An 18,578-nucleotide genomic window follows, 5' to 3' on the forward strand; every position below is an offset into this window, starting at 1 on the left:
CTGTCGCAAGCTCACGAAGGTCCCGTCGTCTAGTGGCCCAGGACGCCGCCCTCTCAAGGCGGTAGCGCCGGTTCGAATCCGGTCGGGACTACCACTGTCGCAAGCTCACGAAGGTCCCGTCGTCTAGTGGCCCAGGACGCCGCCCTCTCAAGGCGGTAGCGCCGGTTCGAATCCGGTCGGGACTACCACCTTTCATGAAGACCCGGTCTGCCGACCGGGTCTTTTCGCATTTCGGGGCATATGCCAGAAAACGCCGCCTGCCCTGTTGCTTGGGCAGACGGCGTTTCCCGGAAACGTCACTGACTGGCGGAGCGGGCCTTGAACAGCGCCCTTCGCGCCGCCTTGGCCACCTGCTTGTCGGGGTGGACCTGGGAGATCCGGTCCAGCAGCTCCTCGACGTGCGCGTGCGGGATCTTCCAGATCACCTCGAGCAGGTTGTTGATCATCTCCGGGTCGATGTCACGCAGGCTGCCCACGAACTCCGCCCGGCCCAGCCCGGCCGAGATCGTCCACATGTCGAGGATCAGCCAGTAGGTGTCGTCCTCCGTCGGCTGCGGCGCGCCCTCCACCCCCAGCTGGCTCAGGTGGGTGGCCGCGTACGGGCGCAGCGACGGCTCCTTCAGCGCCGCCTGCCAGGCCGGGACCGCGTCGGCGCCGAGCGTGCCGACCACGCTGGCCGCCTGCACCCGGATCAGCGCGTCGGCCTCGTCCTCGGCCGCCGCCTGCAGCAGCTCCTCCGCCGCCTTGGCCGGCTCGCGCAGCCGCATCCACGCGGCCAGCTCGGCGTCGGCCTCCTCCTCGGGCAGCTCGGCGCTGAGCACCAGCAGCTCGTGGGCGCTCATCGACTCGATCGCCGGGCGGGCGTCGATCTCGATGTCGGAATCGTCCACCAGGTGGACGACGCCTTCGGTGCCGAGCGCGGTGAGCCTGAGCGTGTCGCCGTCGAGCTCGACCATGCCGTAGCCGGTCAGCCAGTCGAGCACGGGCGCCAGCGGGTCGCCGGTCGCCGCCCAGGCGTCGCCGCCCAGCTCGTCGTTGTCGGCGACGGCCTCCGCCAGCTCCTCGCGGAGCTCGGGCAGCAGCCGCGAGCCGCCCCCGAGCAGCAGCCTGACGAGCAGGTTGCGGGTCAGGCCCGCCAGGGCCATGGCGAGGTCGTCGTCGGACGGCTCCGGATCGCCGTAGTCGACCGAGTGGAGGCCGAGCATCCACGCGTCGAGCACGTCCTCGTCGTCGTCGAACGGCCACTCCGAGGTGTCGTCCTGCACCGCGACCGTGTTGCCCTCGCCCGGCTCCAGGAACTCCAGGTCGACGGCGAGGTTCCAGACGTTCCACAGCTGCGGGACGGACTCCGCCAGCGGACCGGACGTCTCCGGCCTGGGCAGGCCGACGGTCGCCAGCGCCTCCTCGATCTCGGCGTCGCTGAGCAGCGTGTCGTCGCCCATGCGGCGGCCCGAGCCCACCCACAGGGCGAGGTCGCGGGCCTTGGCGATCAGCGGCACCCCCCGGGCGGCCGCGGCCAGCTCGGAGTCGGGGCGCAGCCGGATCGTCGGGAGAGCGGCGAGCTCGTCGGCGAACGGCTCCAGGTCGCCGAGGTCGCCGAGGTCGTCATCGTCGTCCTCGCCCTCGTCCTCGTCGACGTCGTCGATGAGGTCCTCCATGAGCTCGACGAAGCGGTCCTCGACGTCGTCGAGCTCGGCCCGCAGATCGTCGAGGCCGTCGGAGCCCGCGGTCAGCCTGCCGGTCTGCGCGAGGAACGTCAGGTAGGCGTCGACGGCCGGCAGCATGCCGTCGGCCGCGGCGTCAGGATCATCCACGACCTCCGGCATGCGGTCCAGCAGCAGGTCGCGCAGGTCGGCGCGCTTCCACGTGCCGAGGTCCGGCGAGAAGGCGAGGCGGTGCCAGAGTGCGGCGGGCCCCACCAGCTCGGGGTCGCTGTCAGGCGCGTTGGTGCGCGCCCACAAGATGAACTCTTCGAGCAGGGGTCGCAGCTCAGTGGCGGCTACCTCGATGCGATCGGTCACGCACTCAGGCTAGTGCTCCCGCGAGACACTCGGCTCCCGAAATACGAAGGGGAAATGTGCTATAGGAACCGCTGGCGGCGGGCCGGTGGGCCGGTTTCCCGTTCGTCACGGCTTCGACCGATCACGAGGTGCGCCGCATCGCCTCGGTGATCCGCTCCGCCGCGGCCACCACCGGCACGGCGTGCAGCCGCCCGGGTGCCCTGGTCAGCCGCTCGATGGGGCCGGACACCGAGACGGACGCGATCACCTTGCCGCCGTTGCCCCTGATGGGCGCGGAGACGCTGGCCACCCCCTGCTCGCGCTCGCCCACGCTGTGCGCCCAGCCCCGCCGCCGCACCGACGCCAGCGTCGCGGCGGTGAACTTGGCGCCGCGCAGCCCCCGGTGCAGCCGGTCGGGCTCCTCCCAGGCCAGCAGGATCTGCGCCGCCGAGCCCGCCGTCATGGGCAGCGCCGAGCCGACGGGCACGGTGTCACGCAGGCCGCTGGAGCGCTCGGCCGCGGCCACGCACACCCGCTCGTCGCCCTGGCGGCGGTAGAGTTGCGCGCTCTCGCCCGTGGTGTCGCGCAGCTGGGTCAGCACGGGCGACGCCACCGCCAGCAGCCGGTCCTCGCCGGCGGCGGTGGACAACTCCGAAAGGCGAGGGCCGAGCACGAACCGGCCCTGCGTGTCACGGCTCACGATGCGGTGGTGTTCGAGAGCGACGGCGAGCCGATGGGCCGTGGGGCGGGCCAGGCCGGTCGCCTGAACGAGCTGCGCCAGGGATGCCGGTCCGGCTTCGAGGGCGTTGAGCACCAGAACGGCCTTGTCCAGTACTCCGACTCCGCTAGAGTTGTCCATGCATCGATACTGCAGTCTCGCCATATGAGAAGGCAAGTCGGGGGCAGCCCCGCGAGGGAGCGGCGGTGCGACGAGGCATCGCAGGCAAACAGGAGGAGATCATGGGCCGCACACTGGCGGAGAAGGTCTGGGAGCAGCATGTGGTGCGCCGTGCCGACGGCGAGCCCGACCTGCTCTACATCGACCTTCACCTCATCCACGAGGTAACGAGCCCGCAGGCGTTCGACGGGCTCCGGCTCGCCGGCCGCAAGGTGCGAAGGCCCGAGCTCACGATCGCCACCGAGGACCACAACGTGCCGACCGTGCTCGGCCCGATCGCCGACCCGGTCTCCAAGACCCAGGTCGAGACCCTGCGCAAGAACGCCGCCGAGTTCGGCATCCGGCTGCACCCGATGGGCGACGCCGGGCAGGGCGTGGTCCACATCATCGGCCCGCAGTTCGGTCTCACCCAGCCGGGCATGACCATCGTCTGCGGCGACTCCCACACCTCCACGCACGGCGCCTTCGGCGGCATCGCGTTCGGCATCGGCACCAGCGAGGTCGAGCACGTCCTGGCCACCCAGACGCTGCCCGCCTACCGGCCGAAGACCATGGCCATCGAGGTCTCGGGCGAGCTGCCCGTCGGCGTCACGGCCAAGGACCTGATCCTGGCCATCATCGCCAAGATCGGCACCGGCGGCGGCCAGGGCCACATCATCGAGTACCGCGGCGAGGCCGTGCGCAAGCTCTCCATGGAGGGCCGCATGACCGTCTGCAACATGTCCATCGAGGCCGGCGCCCGCGCGGGCATGATCGCCCCGGACGAGACCACGTTCGCCTACCTCAAGGGCCGCCCGCACGCCCCCTCCGGTGAGGCGTGGGACCAGGCGGTGGCGTACTGGAAGACGCTCAAGACGGACGACGACGCCGTGTTCGACCAGGTCGTCGAGATCGACGCCACGACGCTCACCCCGTTCGTCACCTGGGGCACGAACCCCGGCCAGGGCCTGCCGCTCGGCGCGAGCGTGCCCGACCCGGAGAGCTTCGCCGACCCGGTGGCGCGGTCCGCGGCCGAGCGGGCGCTGGAGTACATGGCGCTGACCCCCGGCACGCGACTGCGTGACATCGAGGTCGACACCGTCTTCGTCGGCTCGTGCACCAACGGCCGCATCGAGGACCTGCGCTCGGCCGCCGAGATCCTGCGCGGCCGCAAGGTCACCACCCGCATGCTGGTCGTGCCGGGCTCGATGATGGTCAAGAAGCAGGCCGAGCAGGAGGGCCTGCACGAGGTGTTCAAGGAGGCCGGCGCCGAGTGGCGCGAGGCCGGGTGCTCCATGTGCCTGGGCATGAACCCCGACACGCTCCAGCCCGGCGAGCGCAGCGCCTCCACCTCCAACCGCAACTTCGAGGGCCGCCAGGGCAAGGGTGGCCGCACCCACCTGGTGTCGCCGCAGGTCGCCGCCGCGACCGCGATCACCGGCCGCCTGACCGCGCCCGCCGACCTCTAGGAGACCCCGTACCGATGGACGCTTTCACCACGCACACCGGCAAGGCCGCGCCGCTGCGCCGCAGCAACGTCGACACCGACCAGATCATCCCGGCCGTCTGGCTCAAGCAGGTCAGCCGCACCGGGTTCGAGAAGGGCCTGTTCGCCGCCTGGCGCGAGGACCCGTCGTTCGTGCTCAACGACCCCGTCCACGCGGGCGCCTCGATCCTGGTCTCCGGTCCCGACTTCGGCACCGGCTCCTCGCGCGAGCACGCCGTCTGGGCGCTGCAGCAGTACGGCTTCCGCGTCGTCATCGCCGCCCGGTTCGGCGACATCTTCCGCAACAACTCCACCAAGATGGGCCTGCTGCCGGTCGTGCTGCCGGGCGAGCGGGTCGAGGACCTGCAGCGGGCGATCGAGGCGGACCCCGAGCTGCAGGTGACCGTCGACCTGGCCGAACGCCAGGTCCGCTGGGCCGGCGAGACCGTCGCGTTCGAGATCGACGACTACACCCGCTGGCGGCTGATGGAGGGCCTCGACGACATCGGGCTGACCCTGCGTCACGCCGACGACATCACCTCGTACGAGAATGGTCGGCAGCCATGGTTGCCGACCACCGTCTAGAAGACGACGAACTGGCGCGGCGGCTGCGCGAAGCGCACCGCCGCGTCCGCATGCTGCCCGCCGCAGACCGGGAGCGGCTGGGCCGCCGCTACCTCGCCATCTGCGATCTCGCCAAACGTGATCCTGGGCGGGCCGCCGCCCGCCTCGAAAGCCTGATGGCGCTGCTCGACACGCCACGCGATGCCGAAAACACGCATGGTGATTGAGTTCACCCGCGATCCCGCCTACTTTCGAGCGCGTACGGGGTTTCTACGCCGGACTCGTGAGCTGGAACCCCGAGCCGCAACTTGGGGGGAAAGAACTTTCATGAACAAGCGGGAGCTCGTCGACGCCATCGCGGACCGCGTGGGCGACAAGAGGACGGCCACCGAGGCCGTCAACGCGATCATCGACGCCGTCCAGAAGGCCGTGGCGAATGGTGACAAGGTCTCGATCACCGGCTTCGGCGCCTTCGAAATGGTGCACAAGCCCGCCCGCACGGCGAGGAACCCGTCGACCGGTGCCGAGATCAAGGTCGCGGAGAGCTGGGGGCCCAAGTTCCGGCCCGGCTCCGACTTCAAGGAGCTGGTGAACGAGGGCGGCAAGAAGGCCGCGAAGAAGAAGTAAGCGCTGACGGCGAAGGCCCGGGTTCCGCGATCGCGGCCCCGGGCTCTTTCATGGCAGCGGGAACGTCGACAGCGTGATGTAGGTGATCTCGCCGTCCGTCACCGCGATGTTGACCCGCTGCCCGGTGCGGAGCAGCCGGAGCGGGCCCGCGTCGAAGGCGCGCGTGGGGAAGGCCAGCACGGTCCCGTCGTCGAGGAAGACCGTGCCGGACCGGGTGCCGGTGTCGAAGCTGCGCACTGTGCCCTGCACGTGAACCAATCTAGAGGGTCAGCCCGAGCCCGGCCACAGCTCGGCCACCACCGCGGCGGTGTGCCGCCCCAATCCCAGCGCCAGCGCCGCGCGCAGGTCGTCGGGCGTGTCCACGTCCCGCCTCAGCGAGTCGATGCCCTCCAGGCACAGCTCCTTCGCCCCGCCCGCCAGGTGCCTGGCCCGCGACTCCCCGCCGAACCGGGGCAGGAACGGCCGGCCGGGCCGTACCCCGTAGAAGGTGGTGCCGACGTCCAGCGCGTCGGGCACGAACGCCTGGTCGAACTCGGCGGCGGCGGCCAGCGCCGTGGCCAGCTCGGCCGGCCGCAGCGCCGGCAGGTCGGCCTGCAGCGCCCCCACCGCGTCACCGGGCGCCAGCCGCGCGGCGTGCGCGGCGCCGGTGCGCAGCGCGGTGTTCAGCCCCCGGTCGGGGTCCTCCACCACGTCGGCGCCCAGGGCCGCCAGCGGCCCCGCGGCGGCGGGGTCGGCCGTCACCACGATCACCCGCGCCACCGGCGGGCAGGCGAGCGCCGCCGTCACGGTGTCGCAGGCGACGGCGACGGCCAGCCGCGTCCGGTGCGGACCCGTGGCGGCGGCCAGCCGGGTCTTCGCCGCTACCAGCGTCTTCACCGGGATCACCAGTGACCAGCGCAAGCTCATAGGCTAAGCATCGCGCCTCGACATCCCGCGCGGCCAACCGGGACACTTGGGCGCATCCGTCGGTGCTGGAGGAGCCCATGAGCCGCTTTACGCGTCCATCGCGTTTCTGGGAGACGCTGGCCGTCGTGATCGTGAAACCGCTCTCGACGCTCCTGGTCAAGCGCGACTGGCGCCGGGGCGACCGCATCCCCCGCACCGGAGGCGTCATCATCGCGGCCAACCACCTGTCGTGGACCGATCCCGTGCTGCTGGCCCACTTCCTCTACAACAACGGCCGCTGGCCGATCGTCCTGGCCAAGTCCACCCTGTTCAAGGTGCCGTTCCTGGGTCACGCGGTGCGGTCGCTGCGCGCCATCCCGGTCAACCGCGGCAGCAGCGAGGCGGCCAGGTCGCTGGAGGCGTCGTCGGAGCGGCTCAGGGCCGGCGGGGCGATCCTGTTCTACCCCGAGGGCACCTGCACCCGCGATCCCGGGCTGTGGCCCATGGTGGGCAAGACCGGCGTCGCCAGGCTGGCCCTGGAGAGCGGCGCGAAGGTGATCCCGGTGGCCCACTGGGGAGCCCAGGAGCTGCTCCCGTACGGGGAGAAGAAGCCCAGGCTGTTCCCGCGCAAGACGTTCCGCGTCATGGTCGGCGAGCCGGTCGACCTGTCCGGATACGCGGGCCTGCCGCCGCACGCTCAGGTGCTGCGCGAGGCCACCGCCGACATCATGGCGGCGATCACCGCGCAGCTGGCAGAGCTCCGGGGCGAGAAGGCGCCGGAGACTCCCTACGACCCCGAAGGGCGGTGACGTGATGGCGAAGGTCGCGGTGTTCGGCACCGGGTCATGGGGCACCACGTTCGCGATGATCCTGGCCGAGGCGGGAAACCGGACCACCCTGTGGGGGCGCAGGCGCGAGGTGGTCGAGTCCATCGACCGCACCCACATGAACACCGACTACCTGCCGGGCATCGCGCTGCCCGCCTCGCTGCGCGCCACCACCGACGTGGCCGAGGCGCTCGACGGGGCCGAGTTCGTGGTGCTCGCCGTGCCCTCCCAGACGCTGCGGGCCAACCTGGACGCCTGGCGCCCGCACATCCCGCGCGACGCGGTCCTGGTCAGCCTGATGAAGGGCGTCGAGCTCGGCACCTCCAAGCGGATGAGCGAGGTGATCCGCGAGGTCGCCGGCGTCCCCGACGAGCAGGTGGCCGTCGTGTCCGGGCCCAACCTGGCCAAGGAGATCGCGCTGCGCCAGCCCGCCGCCGCCGTCGTCGCCTGCTCCGACGAGGGCGTCGCCGCCCGGCTGCAGAAGGCCTGCCACCTGCCGCCCTGGTTCCGCCCCTACACCAACACCGACGTGGTGGGCGTCGAGCTGGGCGGCGCCGTGAAGAACGTCATCGCGCTGGCCGTCGGCGTGGCCGCCGGCATGGGCATGGGCGCCAACGTCAGCGCCATGCTCATGACCAGGGGGCTGGCCGAGATCTCCCGCCTCGGGGGCGCGCTCGGCGCCGACCCGCACACCTTCGCCGGCCTGGCCGGCATGGGCGACCTGGTGGCCACCTGCATGTCGCCGCTGTCGCGCAACCGCACCTTCGGCGAGAACCTCGGCCGGGGCATGACCCTCGACGAGGTCATCGCCGCCACCCGCCAGACCGCCGAGGGCGTCAAGTCCTGCGAGTCCGTGCTGGGGCTGGCCAGGAAGCACGAAGTGGAGATGCCGATCACCGAGGTCGTGGTGGGCGTGGTGCACGACGGCATGTCCCCGACCGAGGCCGGGATGCTCCTGATGTCGCGTTCGCCCAAGCCCGAGCGTTACGGAGTCTGACCCGTTACCGCGTGCTCGGCTCGCTGTGACGGGAACGCGCCCGGTAGATTCGGACGACATGAGCAAGCCACGCGTCGCCGTCGTCTTCGGAGGTCGCAATTCTGAGCACGCCGTGTCCCTGATGGGGGCGGGGAGCGTGCTGGAGGCGATCGACACGAGCAAGTACGAGGTGGTCCCCATCGGGATCGCCCAAGACGGCAGATGGGTGCTGGCCGCCGGTGACCAGCGGTTCCAGATCGAGGGCGGCGAGCTGCCCTCCGTCGACACCTCCGGCGCGTCGCTCGCGCTGCCCACCGGCGGCACCGGCCTGGTCGCCTACGACCCGGGCAGCATCCCGGTCGAGCTGGGGTCGGTCGACGTGGTCTTCCCGGTGATGCACGGGCCGTTCGCCGAGGACGGCACGATCCAGGGCCTGCTGGAGATGGCCGGGGTCCGCTACGTCGGCTCCGGCGTGCTGGCCAGCGCCGTCGGCATGGACAAGGGCTACATGAAGGCCGTGCTGGCCGCCGCCGGCCTGCCGATCGGCCGCTACCTCGCCGTACGCGACCGCGACTGGCGGCTCGGCCGAGACCGGATCATGAAGGAGGCCGAGCAGCAGCTCGGCTGGCCGATGTTCGTCAAGCCCGCCAGGGCCGGGTCCTCGCAGGGCATCTCCAAGGCCCACGACAGGGCCGGGCTGGAGCGTGCCGTCGAGTTCGCCCGCCAGCACGACCCCAAGGTGCTCATCGAGGCGGCGGTCGGCGGCAGGGAGATCGAGTGCGCGGTGCTGCAGTCGCTCGGCGACGACCCGCCCGCCGCCTCCAGGCCCGGCGAGGTCAAGGTCGAGGGCGGGCAGGAGTTCTTCGACTTCGAGGCCAAGTACTACCCCGACCAGATGTCGCTGACCGTGCCCGCCGACATCCCCGCCGAGGTGGCAGAGGAGGTGCGCGCGCTGGCGGTGCGCGCGTTCGAGGCGCTGGAGTGCGAGGGGCTGGCCCGGGTCGACTTCTTCTACACGCCCGAGGGCGAGCTCGTGCTCAACGAGATCAACACCATGCCGGGCTTCACCTCGCTGTCGGTGGCGCCCCAGCTGTGGGCGGCGTCCGGGCTGTCCTACCCGGAGCTGGTCGACAGGCTCATCCAGCTCGCCCTGAACCGGTCACCCGGCCTGCGGTGAGACCTGCCCGATCGGGCCCGACAGCAGGGCCAGCACCTCGCCGGCCACGTGCGAGCCGCCGACCGCGACCTCCACGTAGAGCGGCGCGGCCACGGCCGTGAACAGGGTGGGCGTCTCCGGATCGGCGAACCAGCCCACCCCGTCGATCTCCTGGAGCTGGTCGGTCGGCGCCATCCTGGCCGGGCGCGGCACACCGCAGCGCAGCGCGATGGCGCCCTCGCCCCACACCGCGACGTACGGGGACTCGGGCATGGTCGCGGTGCGGCCGTCGCCGTCGAGGGTCTCGGGCAGCAGCCCGGCGAGGCGCTCGCAGGCGGCCACCGCCTCACCCTCCGGCACCGGCGGCTCCACCTGGACGGCGCCGCACCCGGCGAGCGTGAGAAGGACGAACAGGATGGAAGCCGCACGCATCGATGGGAACCTCAGATGTGGACGATCGGACACGTAAGAGTACGTGTGATGCCCTCCACCGCCTGAATCTGGGCCACCACCAGCTTGCCCAGCTCGTCGACGTTGCGGGCCTCGGCGCGGACGATCACGTCGTACGGTCCGGTCACGTCTTCCGCCTGAGTCACCCCGGGGATGCCGGAGATCTCGTGAGCCACTGCGGCGGCCTTGCCGACCTCGGTCTGAATAAGGATGTAGGCCTGCACCATTACGTCCTCCCAGGCGATTGGATCACGCCGAAGGGCCACCGTACCCTGTGTGCGTCAGGAGGTGCGTCATCACAGTCGGAGATCTCGGCGAGTTCGGTGTCATAGCACGTGTTTCGGGGCGGCTGCCCCAGGGCGAGACGGTGCTTCTCGGCCCGGGCGACGACGCCGCCATGGTGAGCGCGCCCGACGGGCGCGTGGTGGTCTCCACGGACGTCCTCATCGAGGGTAGACACTTCCGCCGCCACTGGTCCAGCGGCTACGACGTCGGACGCAAGGCCGCCGCCCAGAACCTCGCCGACGTGGCGGCCATGGGCGCGGTGCCCACGGCCATCGTGGTCGGGCTGGGCATCCCGGCGTGCCTTCCCGTCACGTGGCTGGACGCGCTGACGGACGGGTTCCGCGACGAGTGCGCGCTGGTGGGGGCGAGCGTGGCGGGCGGTGACATCACCCGGTGCGACCTGGTGGTGATCGGGGTGACGGTGCTGGGCGACCTTCAGGGCCGCCCGCCCGTGGAGCGTTCCGGCGCACGGCCGGGGCACGTCGTCGCGGTCGCCGGCCGCCTCGGCTGGTCGGCCGCCGGTCTCGCCCTCCTCGAATCCGGCCGCGTCCCCCCACCCGCGACCTCCGCCACGTACGAGGAACCCCAGAAGACAGAGGTCACCCCGGACGAGCCCGCATCCCCGTCCGACCCTTCCGCCCCTGGGAGAGCCGCCTCCGGGGGAGGCGCTCCGCCCGGGCCCTCCGCGCCCGGCGCGTACGGCGGGATCGCGGAGCCGGAGGGTGCACCGCACGGGGCCTCTGTCGCGCCCGGTCCGCCCACCCCGGGGTCCGGTGGGGGAGCCGCCGGGGAAGCGCTTGAGGATCTGCTGGGGGAAGTTGTGGGGGCGCATCTGCGGCCGCGGCCTCCGTACTCGTGCGGGGTGGAGGCGGCGCGGCTCGGGGCGAGCGCGATGATCGACGTGAGTGACGGGTTGCTGCAGGACCTGGGGCACGTCGCGGAGGCCGGTGGAGTGCGGATCGACCTGGACCCCGGGGCGTTCGCCGTGGCGGAGGCCATCGCGGCGGCGGCCGGGGAACTGGGCGCCGATCCGCTCGACTGGGTGCTCACGGGCGGGGAGGACCACGCGCTGGCCGCGACCTTCCCTCCGGAGGTGTCGTTGCCGGCGTCGTGGCGGGTCGTGGGCCGGGTGTCCGAGGGGGAGGGCGTGCACGTGCGGGGACGCGCGCCGGGCCGCGGCGGCTGGGATCACTTTCGGTGATCGACTGTCCCGATTTGAGTAATAATTTCCGGATTTGGGCTGTGACTATGGAGATTGATGGGACAAAGACGTAGCCGAGGTGTTATGAAGATTGGCGGCCAACCGTAACCGGCAGAAAGGGCTGTTATGGGCCGCCACGGGACAGGTGGATCCGAAGACGCGCACGATCGGGGGGACAGCGCCTTCTGGGGCCCTGACAACCAGCAGTCCGACAGCTTCTGGAGCAGAGGCGAGCAGCCGGAGCCTCCGGGCTGGCCTGCCCTGCCCGATCAGCCGGAAGTGACCGGTCAGTGGGCGCCGATGCCGAAGCAGGACACCCCGCCGCCGGCCGGGGGCTACCAGTCCGCGCCCTTCGAGACCACCGGCGCCTTCGCGGTGCCCCCGCGCCCCGGCGGTGACCAGGGGCACCCGCAGGACGAGCAGCCGTACGAGACCACCGGCGCGTTCGCCCCGCCGCCGTCCTGGGACGACGTCCCGGAGAGCACCCAGACCTTCGGCCGCCTGCCGGACCAGGACCACGCGTCCGGACACGCCCCCGCCGACCCCCACAGCGCCTACCGCGCCCCCCAGAGCGACCCGTTCGCCCCCGCCGACCCCCCGGGCGGGTTCCGCTCCGCGCAGGACGACCCGTTCGCGAATCCGCGCGGTGATTTCCGGTCTCCCCAGGACGACCCGTTCGGCCCCGGCGATCCGCAGGGCGGGTTCCGTTCCGCGGAGGGCGACCCGTTCAGGAATCCGCGCGGTGACTTCCGGTCCCCGCAGGACGACCCGTTCGGCCCCGGCGATCCCCAGGGCGGGTTCCGCTCCGCGCAGGGTGACCCGTTCGGCGCCGATCCGCAGGGCGGGCTCCGTGCGCAGGACGACCCGTTCGGGAATCCGCGCGGCGACTTCCAGGACGACCGGTTCGGCCGGGAGTCCGCCGGGGAGCAGGGCGATCCGTTCGGGCAGGAGGCGACGGGCCGGTTCGAGCCGCCCAGCCTCCCGCCCGAGCCCGGTGACGTCAAGGTGGCCGGCGAGCCCACCATGGTCGCCCGTACCCCGGCCTGGGCGGAAGCGGAGACCGGCTTCCTCGACTCCGGCTGGTCGGGCCAGGAGCCCGCCCAGGAGTCCCGCCGCGGGCGCGGCCGGCGCAAGCAGCAGAAGGACCCCGACCGGCTCGACGCCCCGTCCGGCGGCGGCAGGGGGAAGCTGGCCCTGCTGTCCGTGGCCGCCGTGGTGGTCGTGCTGGGCGGCACGGTCGCGGGCGTCAAGATGATGAGCTCTCCCGGGGCCGAGGCGAGCTGCCCCGGCGGCAAGTGCGCCGCCGTGCAGGGCTCCAGCCAGCCGGGCCCGCAGGCGTCCGAGCCGGCGGTGGAGGAGGAGTCCGAGCCGCTGGAGGAGGACGAGGCGACGCCGGAGGAGGACCCCACGGAGGAGGAGTCCCGGCCCGAGCCGACGCGGGCGAACACCCAGGCGCCCGCCCCGCGCCGCACCGCCACGCCCACGCCGAAGCCGACCAGGACCAAGTCCAAGGCGCCCGCCGAGGACCTGATCGACGAGCCGGCGGTGGAGATCTCCGAGGAAGAGGTCACCCAGGAGCCGACCGACACGCCGCTCGACGTCGACAACGGCTCCATCCCGACCCAGGGCGTCCCCCAGCCGGAGGACACGCCGCCGTCCAGCGACACGGGGAGCTCGCGCCGGCCGCTGTCGGGCGGGGCGAGCTCGGTCAACGTCCAGTTCAACGTGGACCGGCAGCGGCTGACCGGCTACACGGCGACGATGAGCGTGACGAACGACTCCCGGAAGACGCTGAGCGTCTTCACCCTGTCCATGCCGGTCAAGGGCAAGGTCCTGGACGTGGAGGGCGCTGACTGGACGCAGGACGGCAACTTGCTGATCCTGGACATGACCACGCCGATCGCCACCGGCGCCACCGCCGACCTGACGATCTCGGCCACCGGCAAGGCGGGCGCGCCGAAGAGCTGCGGCCTCGTCGGCGGGGAGTGCGCCGTCGCCTGATCGGAGCGCGGCCGCTGCGTCGCTGGTCAAGTGGTTGGATGGGGGACATGACGGATTCAGCTTCCCCCATGAGTCCCGCACGCGTCCTCACCGTCGCCGGATCCGACTCCGGCGGCGGCGCGGGCATCCAGGCCGACCTGAAGACCATGCTGGCCCTCGGCGTGCACGGCATGAGCGTGATCGCGGCCGTGACCGCGCAGAACTCGATCGGCGTCCAGGGTTACTGGGAGCTGCCGCCCGAGGCGGTGCGGGCACAGCTCGACTCGGTGCTGGGCGACATCGGCGCCCAGGCGGTCAAGACGGGCATGCTCGCCTCGCCGGCCCTGGTGGAGACCGTGGCCGAGGCGCTCGGCGCGTACGCGGCCCCGGTCGTGGTGGACCCCGTGGGGGTGTCGAAGCACGGCGACGCGCTGCTGGCGCCTGAGGCCGTGCAGACGGTACGGGCGCGGCTGATGCCGGTGGCGACCGTCGTAACCCCGAACCTGTGGGAGGTGGAGCAGCTCACCTCCGTCAAGGTCGAGGACGAGGACGACCTGCGCCGCGCCGCCGACGCCGTGCTCGCACTCGGGCCCAGGTGGGCGCTGATCAAGGGCGGCCACCTGCCGGGCGCCCCGGTGGACCTGCTGACGGACGGCGTCACCGAGCACCGGTTCACCGCCGAGCGTCACGACAACCGTCACACGCACGGCACCGGCTGCACGCTGGCCTCGGCGATCGCCTCGTACCTGGCTCTGGGCGAGGACGTGCCGGGCGCGGTCGGCAAGGCCAAGGAGTACGTCACGGGCGCGATCGCCCACGGCTTCCCGCTCGGCGCCGGCATCGGCCCCGTGGACCACGCCTGGCGCTGGCGCTGACCCGCCGGGCCCGTACGCGCGAAAGCCCGCCACTCGTGGAGAGGCGGGCGCGGTGAAAGCGAGAAGCCCGCTACCCCTCGCGGAGTGCGGGCTTCTTCGTCAGGTGTGGCTCAGCGGGTGACCTTGCCGGCTTTGATGCAGGAGGTGCACACGTTGAGCTTCTTCGGCGTCCCGCCGACGACGGCGCGGACCGTCTGGATGTTGGGGTTCCAGCGGCGGCGGGTGCGGCGGTGGGAGTGGGACACGTTGTTGCCGAAAGTCGGTCCCTTGCGGCAGACATCGCAGACGGAAGCCACGGTATCGCTCCTTAAAACAGTCGATGTAGCCCTGTCCGCTGATGCTGTGAGGGCGGAGGGCATGCCGGGACAACCGGCTAGCCAGGCAAGAATATCGGATCGCCACCAGTGCGTGCGAACCGATCACTGGGACCGGGCGTGACGCGACGATATTCTCCTCTGTGTCGAAACTGTAGCACCGGGAGGTCGGGGCGTGCCCATGGACGTTCTCGATCCGCCCTCGGTGCGGCGGTGGGCGCGGCTGGCGGCCGACGCGCTGGGCAGGGCCAGGGCCGACATCGACGCGCTGAACGTGTTCCCGGTGGCCGACGGCGACACCGGCACCAACCTGCACCTCACGATGCTCTCGGCCGCCGAGGCGGTGGAGTCGCTGCCCGACGACGTGGACGCCGGCGTGGTGTGGCAGACGCTCTCGTACGGGGCGCTCGTGGGCGCGCGCGGCAACTCCGGGGTGATCGTCAGCCAGGCGCTGCGCGGGCTGGCCGAGGTCCTGAAGGACGGCGCCGACCTGCGCGCGGCGCTGTCCAGGGCCGCCGACCTGGCGCGCGGGTGCGTGGCCAGGCCCGTCGAGGGCACCGTGCTGAGCGTCCTGACCGCGGCGGCCGCGGCCGTGCAGGAGGTGGAGAGCGGGCCGGCGGAGGTGGCGCGGCGGGCCGCCGAGGAGGCCCGCGCCGCGCTGCGCCGTACGCCCGACCAGCTCGACGTGCTGGCCCGCAGCGGCGTGGTCGACGCGGGCGGCGCGGGGCTGGCCATCGTGCTGGAGTCGCTGGCCGCGGCGATCACCGGCAGCCACCGCGAGCGCTACGACGTGCCCGCGCCGACGGCGAGGGTCACGCCGATGACCGAGGTGGGCGCCGGCTACGAGGTGATGTACCTCCTCGACGCCGACGACGGCGCGGTCGGCAAGCTGCGCGAGGAGCTCGACGCGATGGGCGACTCGCTGGTCGTGGTCGGCGGCGACGGCCTGTGGAACGTGCACGTCCACGTCGGGGAGGCCGGGCCCGCCATCGAGGCGGCGCTGCGGGTGGGCAGGCCGCACCGCATCAGGGTCACCTACCTCGCCGAGCGCGTCGCCAGGGGCGTGGGCGACGGCAGGGGAGTGGTGGCCGTGGCGGCGGGCGAGGGCATCGCGAAGCTGTTCGAGGAGTGCGGCGCGGTCGTGGTGCGCCGCGAGCCGGGCGGCCGGCCCGCGCTGCCCGCGATGCTCGCCGCGATCCGGCAGGCGGGCCGCGAGGTCGTGGTGCTGCCCAACGACGAGGACGCCGGCGCGGTGGCCGTGGCGGCGGCGGAGATCGCCCGCGAGGACGGCGTGGTGGTGACCGTGCTGCCCACCAGGGCGACCGTGCAGGGGCTGGCGGCGCTGGCCGTGCACGACCCGCTGCGGCGCTACGACGACGACGTGGTGGCCATGACGGGCGCGGCCGGCCACACCCGCTACGGCCATCTCGCTGTCGCCGACCGCGAGGGGGTCACCAGCGCGGGCCTGTGCCACCCCGGCGACGTCCTGGGGCTGATCGACGGCGACGTGGCGGTGATCGGGCGGACGCTGGAGGAGGTCGCCGCGCTGGTGGTCGACCGGATGCTGGCGGGCGGCGGCGAGCTGGTGACGCTGGTGACCGGGGCCGGCGCGCCGGCCGGGCTCGCCGACGGCGTGGCCGCTCACCTGCGGCGCGCCAGGCCCGACGCGGACCTCGTCGTCTACGGCGGTGAGCAGGGCGGTTACCCGCTTCTCATCGGTGTCGAGTGATTCCTGTCGGCCGTACGCGGTAGAACTAGGTGCCGTGAGCCGTTTCGACGAGCCTCTGACGAAGGCGCTCGACCCGAAGACCGCCAAGCTGCTGGGCGGCGTGCTCGGCCTGGAGACCGTGGGCGACCTGCTGCGCCACTATCCTCGCCGCTACGCCGAGCGCGGCGAGCTGACCTCGCTCGACGCGCTGTCGGTCGACGAGCACGTCACCGTGGTCGGTGAGGTGACCCGGCTGATGCGCAAGCCGATGCGCAACCGCGGCGGCACGTGGCTGGAGGTCGAGGTCGTCGACGGCACCGGCAACAAGATCTACCTGTCGTTCTTCGGCAAGGGCTCCCACGCCGCGGAGTCGCGGCTCAAGGCGGGGCGGCGCGGCATGTTCGCCGGCAAGGTCGGCCTGTTCGGCGCCCGCGCGAAACCGCGCTGGCAGCTCGCCCACCCGGAGTTCGAGCTGTTCGAGGAGGGTGAGGCGAGCGCCGAGGAGTTCGCCGCCGCACCCGTGCCGATCTATCCGGCGGGCAAGGACATCACGCCCTGGGCGATCAGGCGGGCCGTCGGCGTGGTCCTCGACACGCTGGGCCCGCTGGACGATCCGCTGCCCGGCGAGCTGCGCGCCCGCCACCGCCTCACCGGCCTGGCCGACGCGCTGGAGGCGATCCACCGGCCGAAGGACCTCGCCGACGTGCAGCGGGCGCGCAATCGGCTGAAGTTCGACGAGGCGTTCGTGCTGCAGTCCGTGCTGCTGCAGCGCCGGCAGGCGGCCGTCGCCTGGCCGGCCAGGCCGCGGCCGCGCCGCGACGACGGCATGCTGGCCGCCTTCGACGGGCGGCTGCCGTTCGCGCTCACGGAGGGCCAGGCCCAGGTCGGCGAGGAGATCGCCGACGACCTGGCCGCCGCGCACCCGATGCACCGGCTGCTGCAGGGCGAGGTCGGCGCGGGCAAGACCGTGGTGGCGCTGCGGGCCATGCTGCAGGTGGTCGACGCGGGCGGCCAGGCGGTGCTGCTCGCCCCCACCGAGGTGCTCGCCCAGCAGCACCACCGCTCGATCACCTCGATGCTGGGCGACCTGGCGCAGGGCGGCGTGTTCGGCGGCACCGCCGTCACCCTGCTGACCGGCTCCATGGGCGCCCAGGCCCGCCGTGCGGCCCTGCTCGACGCGGCCTCCGGCACGGCAGGCGTGATCGTCGGCACCCACGCCCTGCTGCAGGAGCACGTCCAGTTCGCCGACCTGGGCCTCGTGGTGGTCGACGAGCAACACCGCTTCGGCGTCGAGCAGCGCGACGCGCTGCGCGAGAAGGCGGGCGAGGCGCGCCCGCACGTGCTGGTGATGACCGCCACCCCGATCCCTCGCACGGTCGCCATGACGGTCTTCGGCGACCTGGAGGTGTCCACGCTCTCGCAGCTCCCCTCGGGCCGCGCGCCGATCACCACCCACGTGGTGCCCGCCGCGCAGAAGCCCCACTACCTGGAGCGCACATGGGAGCGGGTCCGCGAGGAGGTCGCGCTCGGCAGGCAGGCCTACATCGTCTGCCCGCGCATCGGCGACCTCGAAGGCGACGAGGGCGACCTGGCGGCCCAGGAGACCCCGGCGGCCGACGACGAGCGCCGCCCGCCGCTCGCGGTGCTCGACGTGGCCGAGCTGCTCGGCCAGGGGCCGTTCCACGACCTGCGGCTGGGCGTCCTGCACGGCAAGCTCCCGCCGGAGGAGAAGGACGCGGTCATGCGCGCCTTCACCCGCGGCGAGCTCGACATCCTGGTCGCGACCACGGTCATCGAGGTCGGCGTGGACGTGCCCAACTCCTCCGTCATGATCATCATGGACGCCGACCGGTTCGGCGTCTCCCAGCTCCACCAGCTCCGCGGCCGCGTCGGCCGGGGCGGCCTGCCGGGCCTCTGCCTGCTGGTCACCGACTTCGCCGACGGCACCCCCGCCCGCGCCCGCCTCGACGCGGTCGCCTCGACACTCGACGGGTTCGAGCTCTCCCGGGTCGACCTGGAGCAGCGCCGTGAAGGCGACGTCCTGGGCGCCGCCCAGTCGGGCAAGCGCTCGTCCCTGAAGCTGCTCCAGCTCCTGAGGGACGAGGACGTCATCGCCGCGGCCCGCGAGGAGTCCGCCGCCCTCCTCGCCGAGGACCCGGAGCTGGCCTCCCACCCCGCGCTGAGGGCCGAGATCGACAGGCTCCTGGAAGACGAGAAGGCCGAATACCTGGAGAAAACCTGACCGGGCGGCGTCGAGGCGCCGCGCGCCGGAGAAGGACGAAGTAAGAAAAGGACCCAGCCGCGGGGACGGCCTCCCCCCGAATGCCGTCCCCGGCTGGGCCCATCCCTCGGGTCAGGTGCCGAGGG

Annotated in this window: 19 protein-coding genes and 2 tRNA genes; 14 read left to right on the top strand and 7 right to left on the bottom strand. The window is 72.5% G+C overall.

Annotated features, from left to right (window positions below; all coding sequences use genetic code 11):
- The first annotated feature begins 18 nt into the window (after positions 1 to 18).
- Positions 19 to 94: transfer RNA gene (locus AB0K05_RS21425), tRNA-Glu, on the top strand.
- An 18-nt stretch (positions 95 to 112) separates the two neighbouring features.
- Positions 113 to 188: transfer RNA gene (locus tag AB0K05_RS21430), tRNA-Glu, on the top strand.
- Positions 189 to 296: 108 nt separating this feature from the next.
- Here the strand turns inward: AB0K05_RS21430 and AB0K05_RS21435 are convergent.
- Together AB0K05_RS21435 and AB0K05_RS21440 are read right to left on the bottom strand one after the other, a co-directional pair.
- On the bottom strand, positions 297 to 2,021 hold the full coding sequence (locus AB0K05_RS21435; protein ID WP_271277440.1) for a hypothetical protein: 1,725 nt from the start codon (positions 2,019 to 2,021) through the stop codon (positions 297 to 299).
- Positions 2,022 to 2,142: 121 nt separating this feature from the next.
- Positions 2,143 to 2,859 (bottom strand): IclR family transcriptional regulator, encoded by a 717-nt coding sequence (locus AB0K05_RS21440; protein ID WP_148029504.1) that lies wholly within the window; start codon positions 2,857 to 2,859, stop codon positions 2,143 to 2,145.
- A gap of 101 nt (positions 2,860 to 2,960) precedes the next feature.
- Between AB0K05_RS21440 and leuC the strand changes: the two genes are divergently transcribed.
- The 4 genes from leuC to AB0K05_RS21460 all read left to right on the top strand — a co-directional run bounded on the left by leuC (position 2,961) and on the right by AB0K05_RS21460 (position 5,554).
- Entirely contained in the window at positions 2,961 to 4,346 is a 1,386-nt protein-coding gene (gene leuC / locus AB0K05_RS21445; RefSeq protein ID WP_148034312.1) for a 3-isopropylmalate dehydratase large subunit, read from the top strand.
- 14 nt (positions 4,347 to 4,360) lie between these two features.
- On the top strand, positions 4,361 to 4,948 hold the full coding sequence (gene leuD / locus AB0K05_RS21450) for a 3-isopropylmalate dehydratase small subunit (RefSeq protein ID WP_148029505.1): 588 nt from the start codon (positions 4,361 to 4,363) through the stop codon (positions 4,946 to 4,948).
- Positions 4,927 to 5,154, top strand: coding sequence for a hypothetical protein (locus AB0K05_RS21455; RefSeq protein WP_148029506.1), 228 nt, complete (start codon positions 4,927 to 4,929; stop codon positions 5,152 to 5,154). The genes leuD and AB0K05_RS21455 overlap by 22 nt, the downstream gene beginning before the upstream one ends.
- Positions 5,155 to 5,254: 100 nt before the next feature.
- Positions 5,255 to 5,554, top strand: a complete 300-nt coding sequence (locus tag AB0K05_RS21460) for an HU family DNA-binding protein (RefSeq protein ID WP_148029507.1) — start codon at positions 5,255 to 5,257, stop codon at positions 5,552 to 5,554.
- 48 nt (positions 5,555 to 5,602) lie between these two features.
- Here the strand turns inward: AB0K05_RS21460 and AB0K05_RS21465 are convergent, their stop codons facing one another.
- Entirely contained in the window at positions 5,603 to 5,803 is a 201-nt protein-coding gene (locus AB0K05_RS21465; RefSeq protein WP_219543711.1) for a hypothetical protein, read from the bottom strand.
- Positions 5,804 to 5,821: 18 nt separating this feature from the next.
- Entirely contained in the window at positions 5,822 to 6,460 is a 639-nt protein-coding gene (gene cofC / locus AB0K05_RS21470; protein ID WP_148029509.1) for a 2-phospho-L-lactate guanylyltransferase, read from the bottom strand.
- A gap of 77 nt (positions 6,461 to 6,537) precedes the next feature.
- Here cofC and AB0K05_RS21475 point away from each other — a divergent pair, with 77 nt between their 5' ends.
- Genes AB0K05_RS21475 through AB0K05_RS21485 form a run of 3 tightly spaced genes read left to right on the top strand, consistent with a single transcriptional unit; the run spans position 6,538 to position 9,419 of the window.
- Positions 6,538 to 7,248: a lysophospholipid acyltransferase family protein gene (locus tag AB0K05_RS21475; RefSeq protein ID WP_271280227.1), complete on the top strand. Its 711-nt coding sequence runs from the start codon at positions 6,538 to 6,540 to the stop codon at positions 7,246 to 7,248.
- Positions 7,249 to 7,252: 4 nt separating this feature from the next.
- Complete coding sequence (locus AB0K05_RS21480; RefSeq protein WP_271280228.1) at positions 7,253 to 8,263, top strand: NAD(P)H-dependent glycerol-3-phosphate dehydrogenase; 1,011 nt, start codon at positions 7,253 to 7,255, stop codon at positions 8,261 to 8,263.
- A gap of 58 nt (positions 8,264 to 8,321) precedes the next feature.
- Complete coding sequence (locus AB0K05_RS21485) at positions 8,322 to 9,419, top strand: D-alanine--D-alanine ligase family protein (protein ID WP_271280229.1); 1,098 nt, start codon at positions 8,322 to 8,324, stop codon at positions 9,417 to 9,419.
- Here AB0K05_RS21485 and AB0K05_RS21490 read toward each other — a convergent pair.
- Together AB0K05_RS21490 and AB0K05_RS21495 are read right to left on the bottom strand one after the other, a co-directional pair.
- On the bottom strand, positions 9,402 to 9,830 hold the full coding sequence (locus AB0K05_RS21490) for a DUF3515 family protein (protein WP_364231060.1): 429 nt from the start codon (positions 9,828 to 9,830) through the stop codon (positions 9,402 to 9,404). The two genes, AB0K05_RS21485 and AB0K05_RS21490, sit on opposite strands and share 18 nt — an antisense overlap.
- Positions 9,831 to 9,841: 11 nt before the next feature.
- Entirely contained in the window at positions 9,842 to 10,075 is a 234-nt protein-coding gene (locus AB0K05_RS21495; protein WP_138708324.1) for an Lrp/AsnC ligand binding domain-containing protein, read from the bottom strand.
- Between the two features lie 101 nt (positions 10,076 to 10,176).
- Here AB0K05_RS21495 and AB0K05_RS21500 point away from each other — a divergent pair, with 101 nt between their 5' ends.
- The 3 genes from AB0K05_RS21500 (at position 10,177) to thiD (ending at position 14,189) form a co-directional block, all read left to right on the top strand.
- Positions 10,177 to 11,334 carry a thiamine-monophosphate kinase gene (locus AB0K05_RS21500; protein ID WP_333485752.1) on the top strand — a complete coding sequence of 386 codons (1,158 nt, stop codon included), beginning with the start codon at positions 10,177 to 10,179 and terminating at the stop codon, positions 11,332 to 11,334.
- A gap of 300 nt (positions 11,335 to 11,634) precedes the next feature.
- A complete protein-coding gene (locus AB0K05_RS21505) occupies positions 11,635 to 13,335 on the top strand; it encodes a hypothetical protein (RefSeq protein WP_271280231.1) in 1,701 nt (566 codons plus the stop codon).
- Positions 13,336 to 13,373: 38 nt separating this feature from the next.
- A complete protein-coding gene (thiD, locus tag AB0K05_RS21510) occupies positions 13,374 to 14,189 on the top strand; it encodes a bifunctional hydroxymethylpyrimidine kinase/phosphomethylpyrimidine kinase (RefSeq protein WP_187280967.1) in 816 nt (271 codons plus the stop codon).
- 110 nt (positions 14,190 to 14,299) lie between these two features.
- Here the strand turns inward: thiD and rpmB are convergent, their stop codons facing one another.
- Positions 14,300 to 14,485 carry a 50S ribosomal protein L28 gene (rpmB, locus tag AB0K05_RS21515; protein ID WP_043618345.1) on the bottom strand — a complete coding sequence of 62 codons (186 nt, stop codon included), beginning with the start codon at positions 14,483 to 14,485 and terminating at the stop codon, positions 14,300 to 14,302.
- A gap of 199 nt (positions 14,486 to 14,684) precedes the next feature.
- Between rpmB and AB0K05_RS21520 the strand changes: the two genes are divergently transcribed.
- Together AB0K05_RS21520 and recG are read left to right on the top strand one after the other, a co-directional pair.
- Positions 14,685 to 16,232, top strand: a complete 1,548-nt coding sequence (locus AB0K05_RS21520) for a DAK2 domain-containing protein (RefSeq protein ID WP_345482851.1) — start codon at positions 14,685 to 14,687, stop codon at positions 16,230 to 16,232.
- A 34-nt stretch (positions 16,233 to 16,266) separates the two neighbouring features.
- On the top strand, positions 16,267 to 18,453 hold the full coding sequence (gene recG / locus AB0K05_RS21525; RefSeq protein ID WP_271275432.1) for an ATP-dependent DNA helicase RecG: 2,187 nt from the start codon (positions 16,267 to 16,269) through the stop codon (positions 18,451 to 18,453).
- Positions 18,454 to 18,578 lie beyond the last annotated feature (125 nt).

The sequence above is a fragment of the Nonomuraea sp. NPDC049486 genome (assembly GCF_040676925.1).
GTDB classification, from domain to species: domain Bacteria; phylum Actinomycetota; class Actinomycetes; order Streptosporangiales; family Streptosporangiaceae; genus Nonomuraea; species Nonomuraea ferruginea.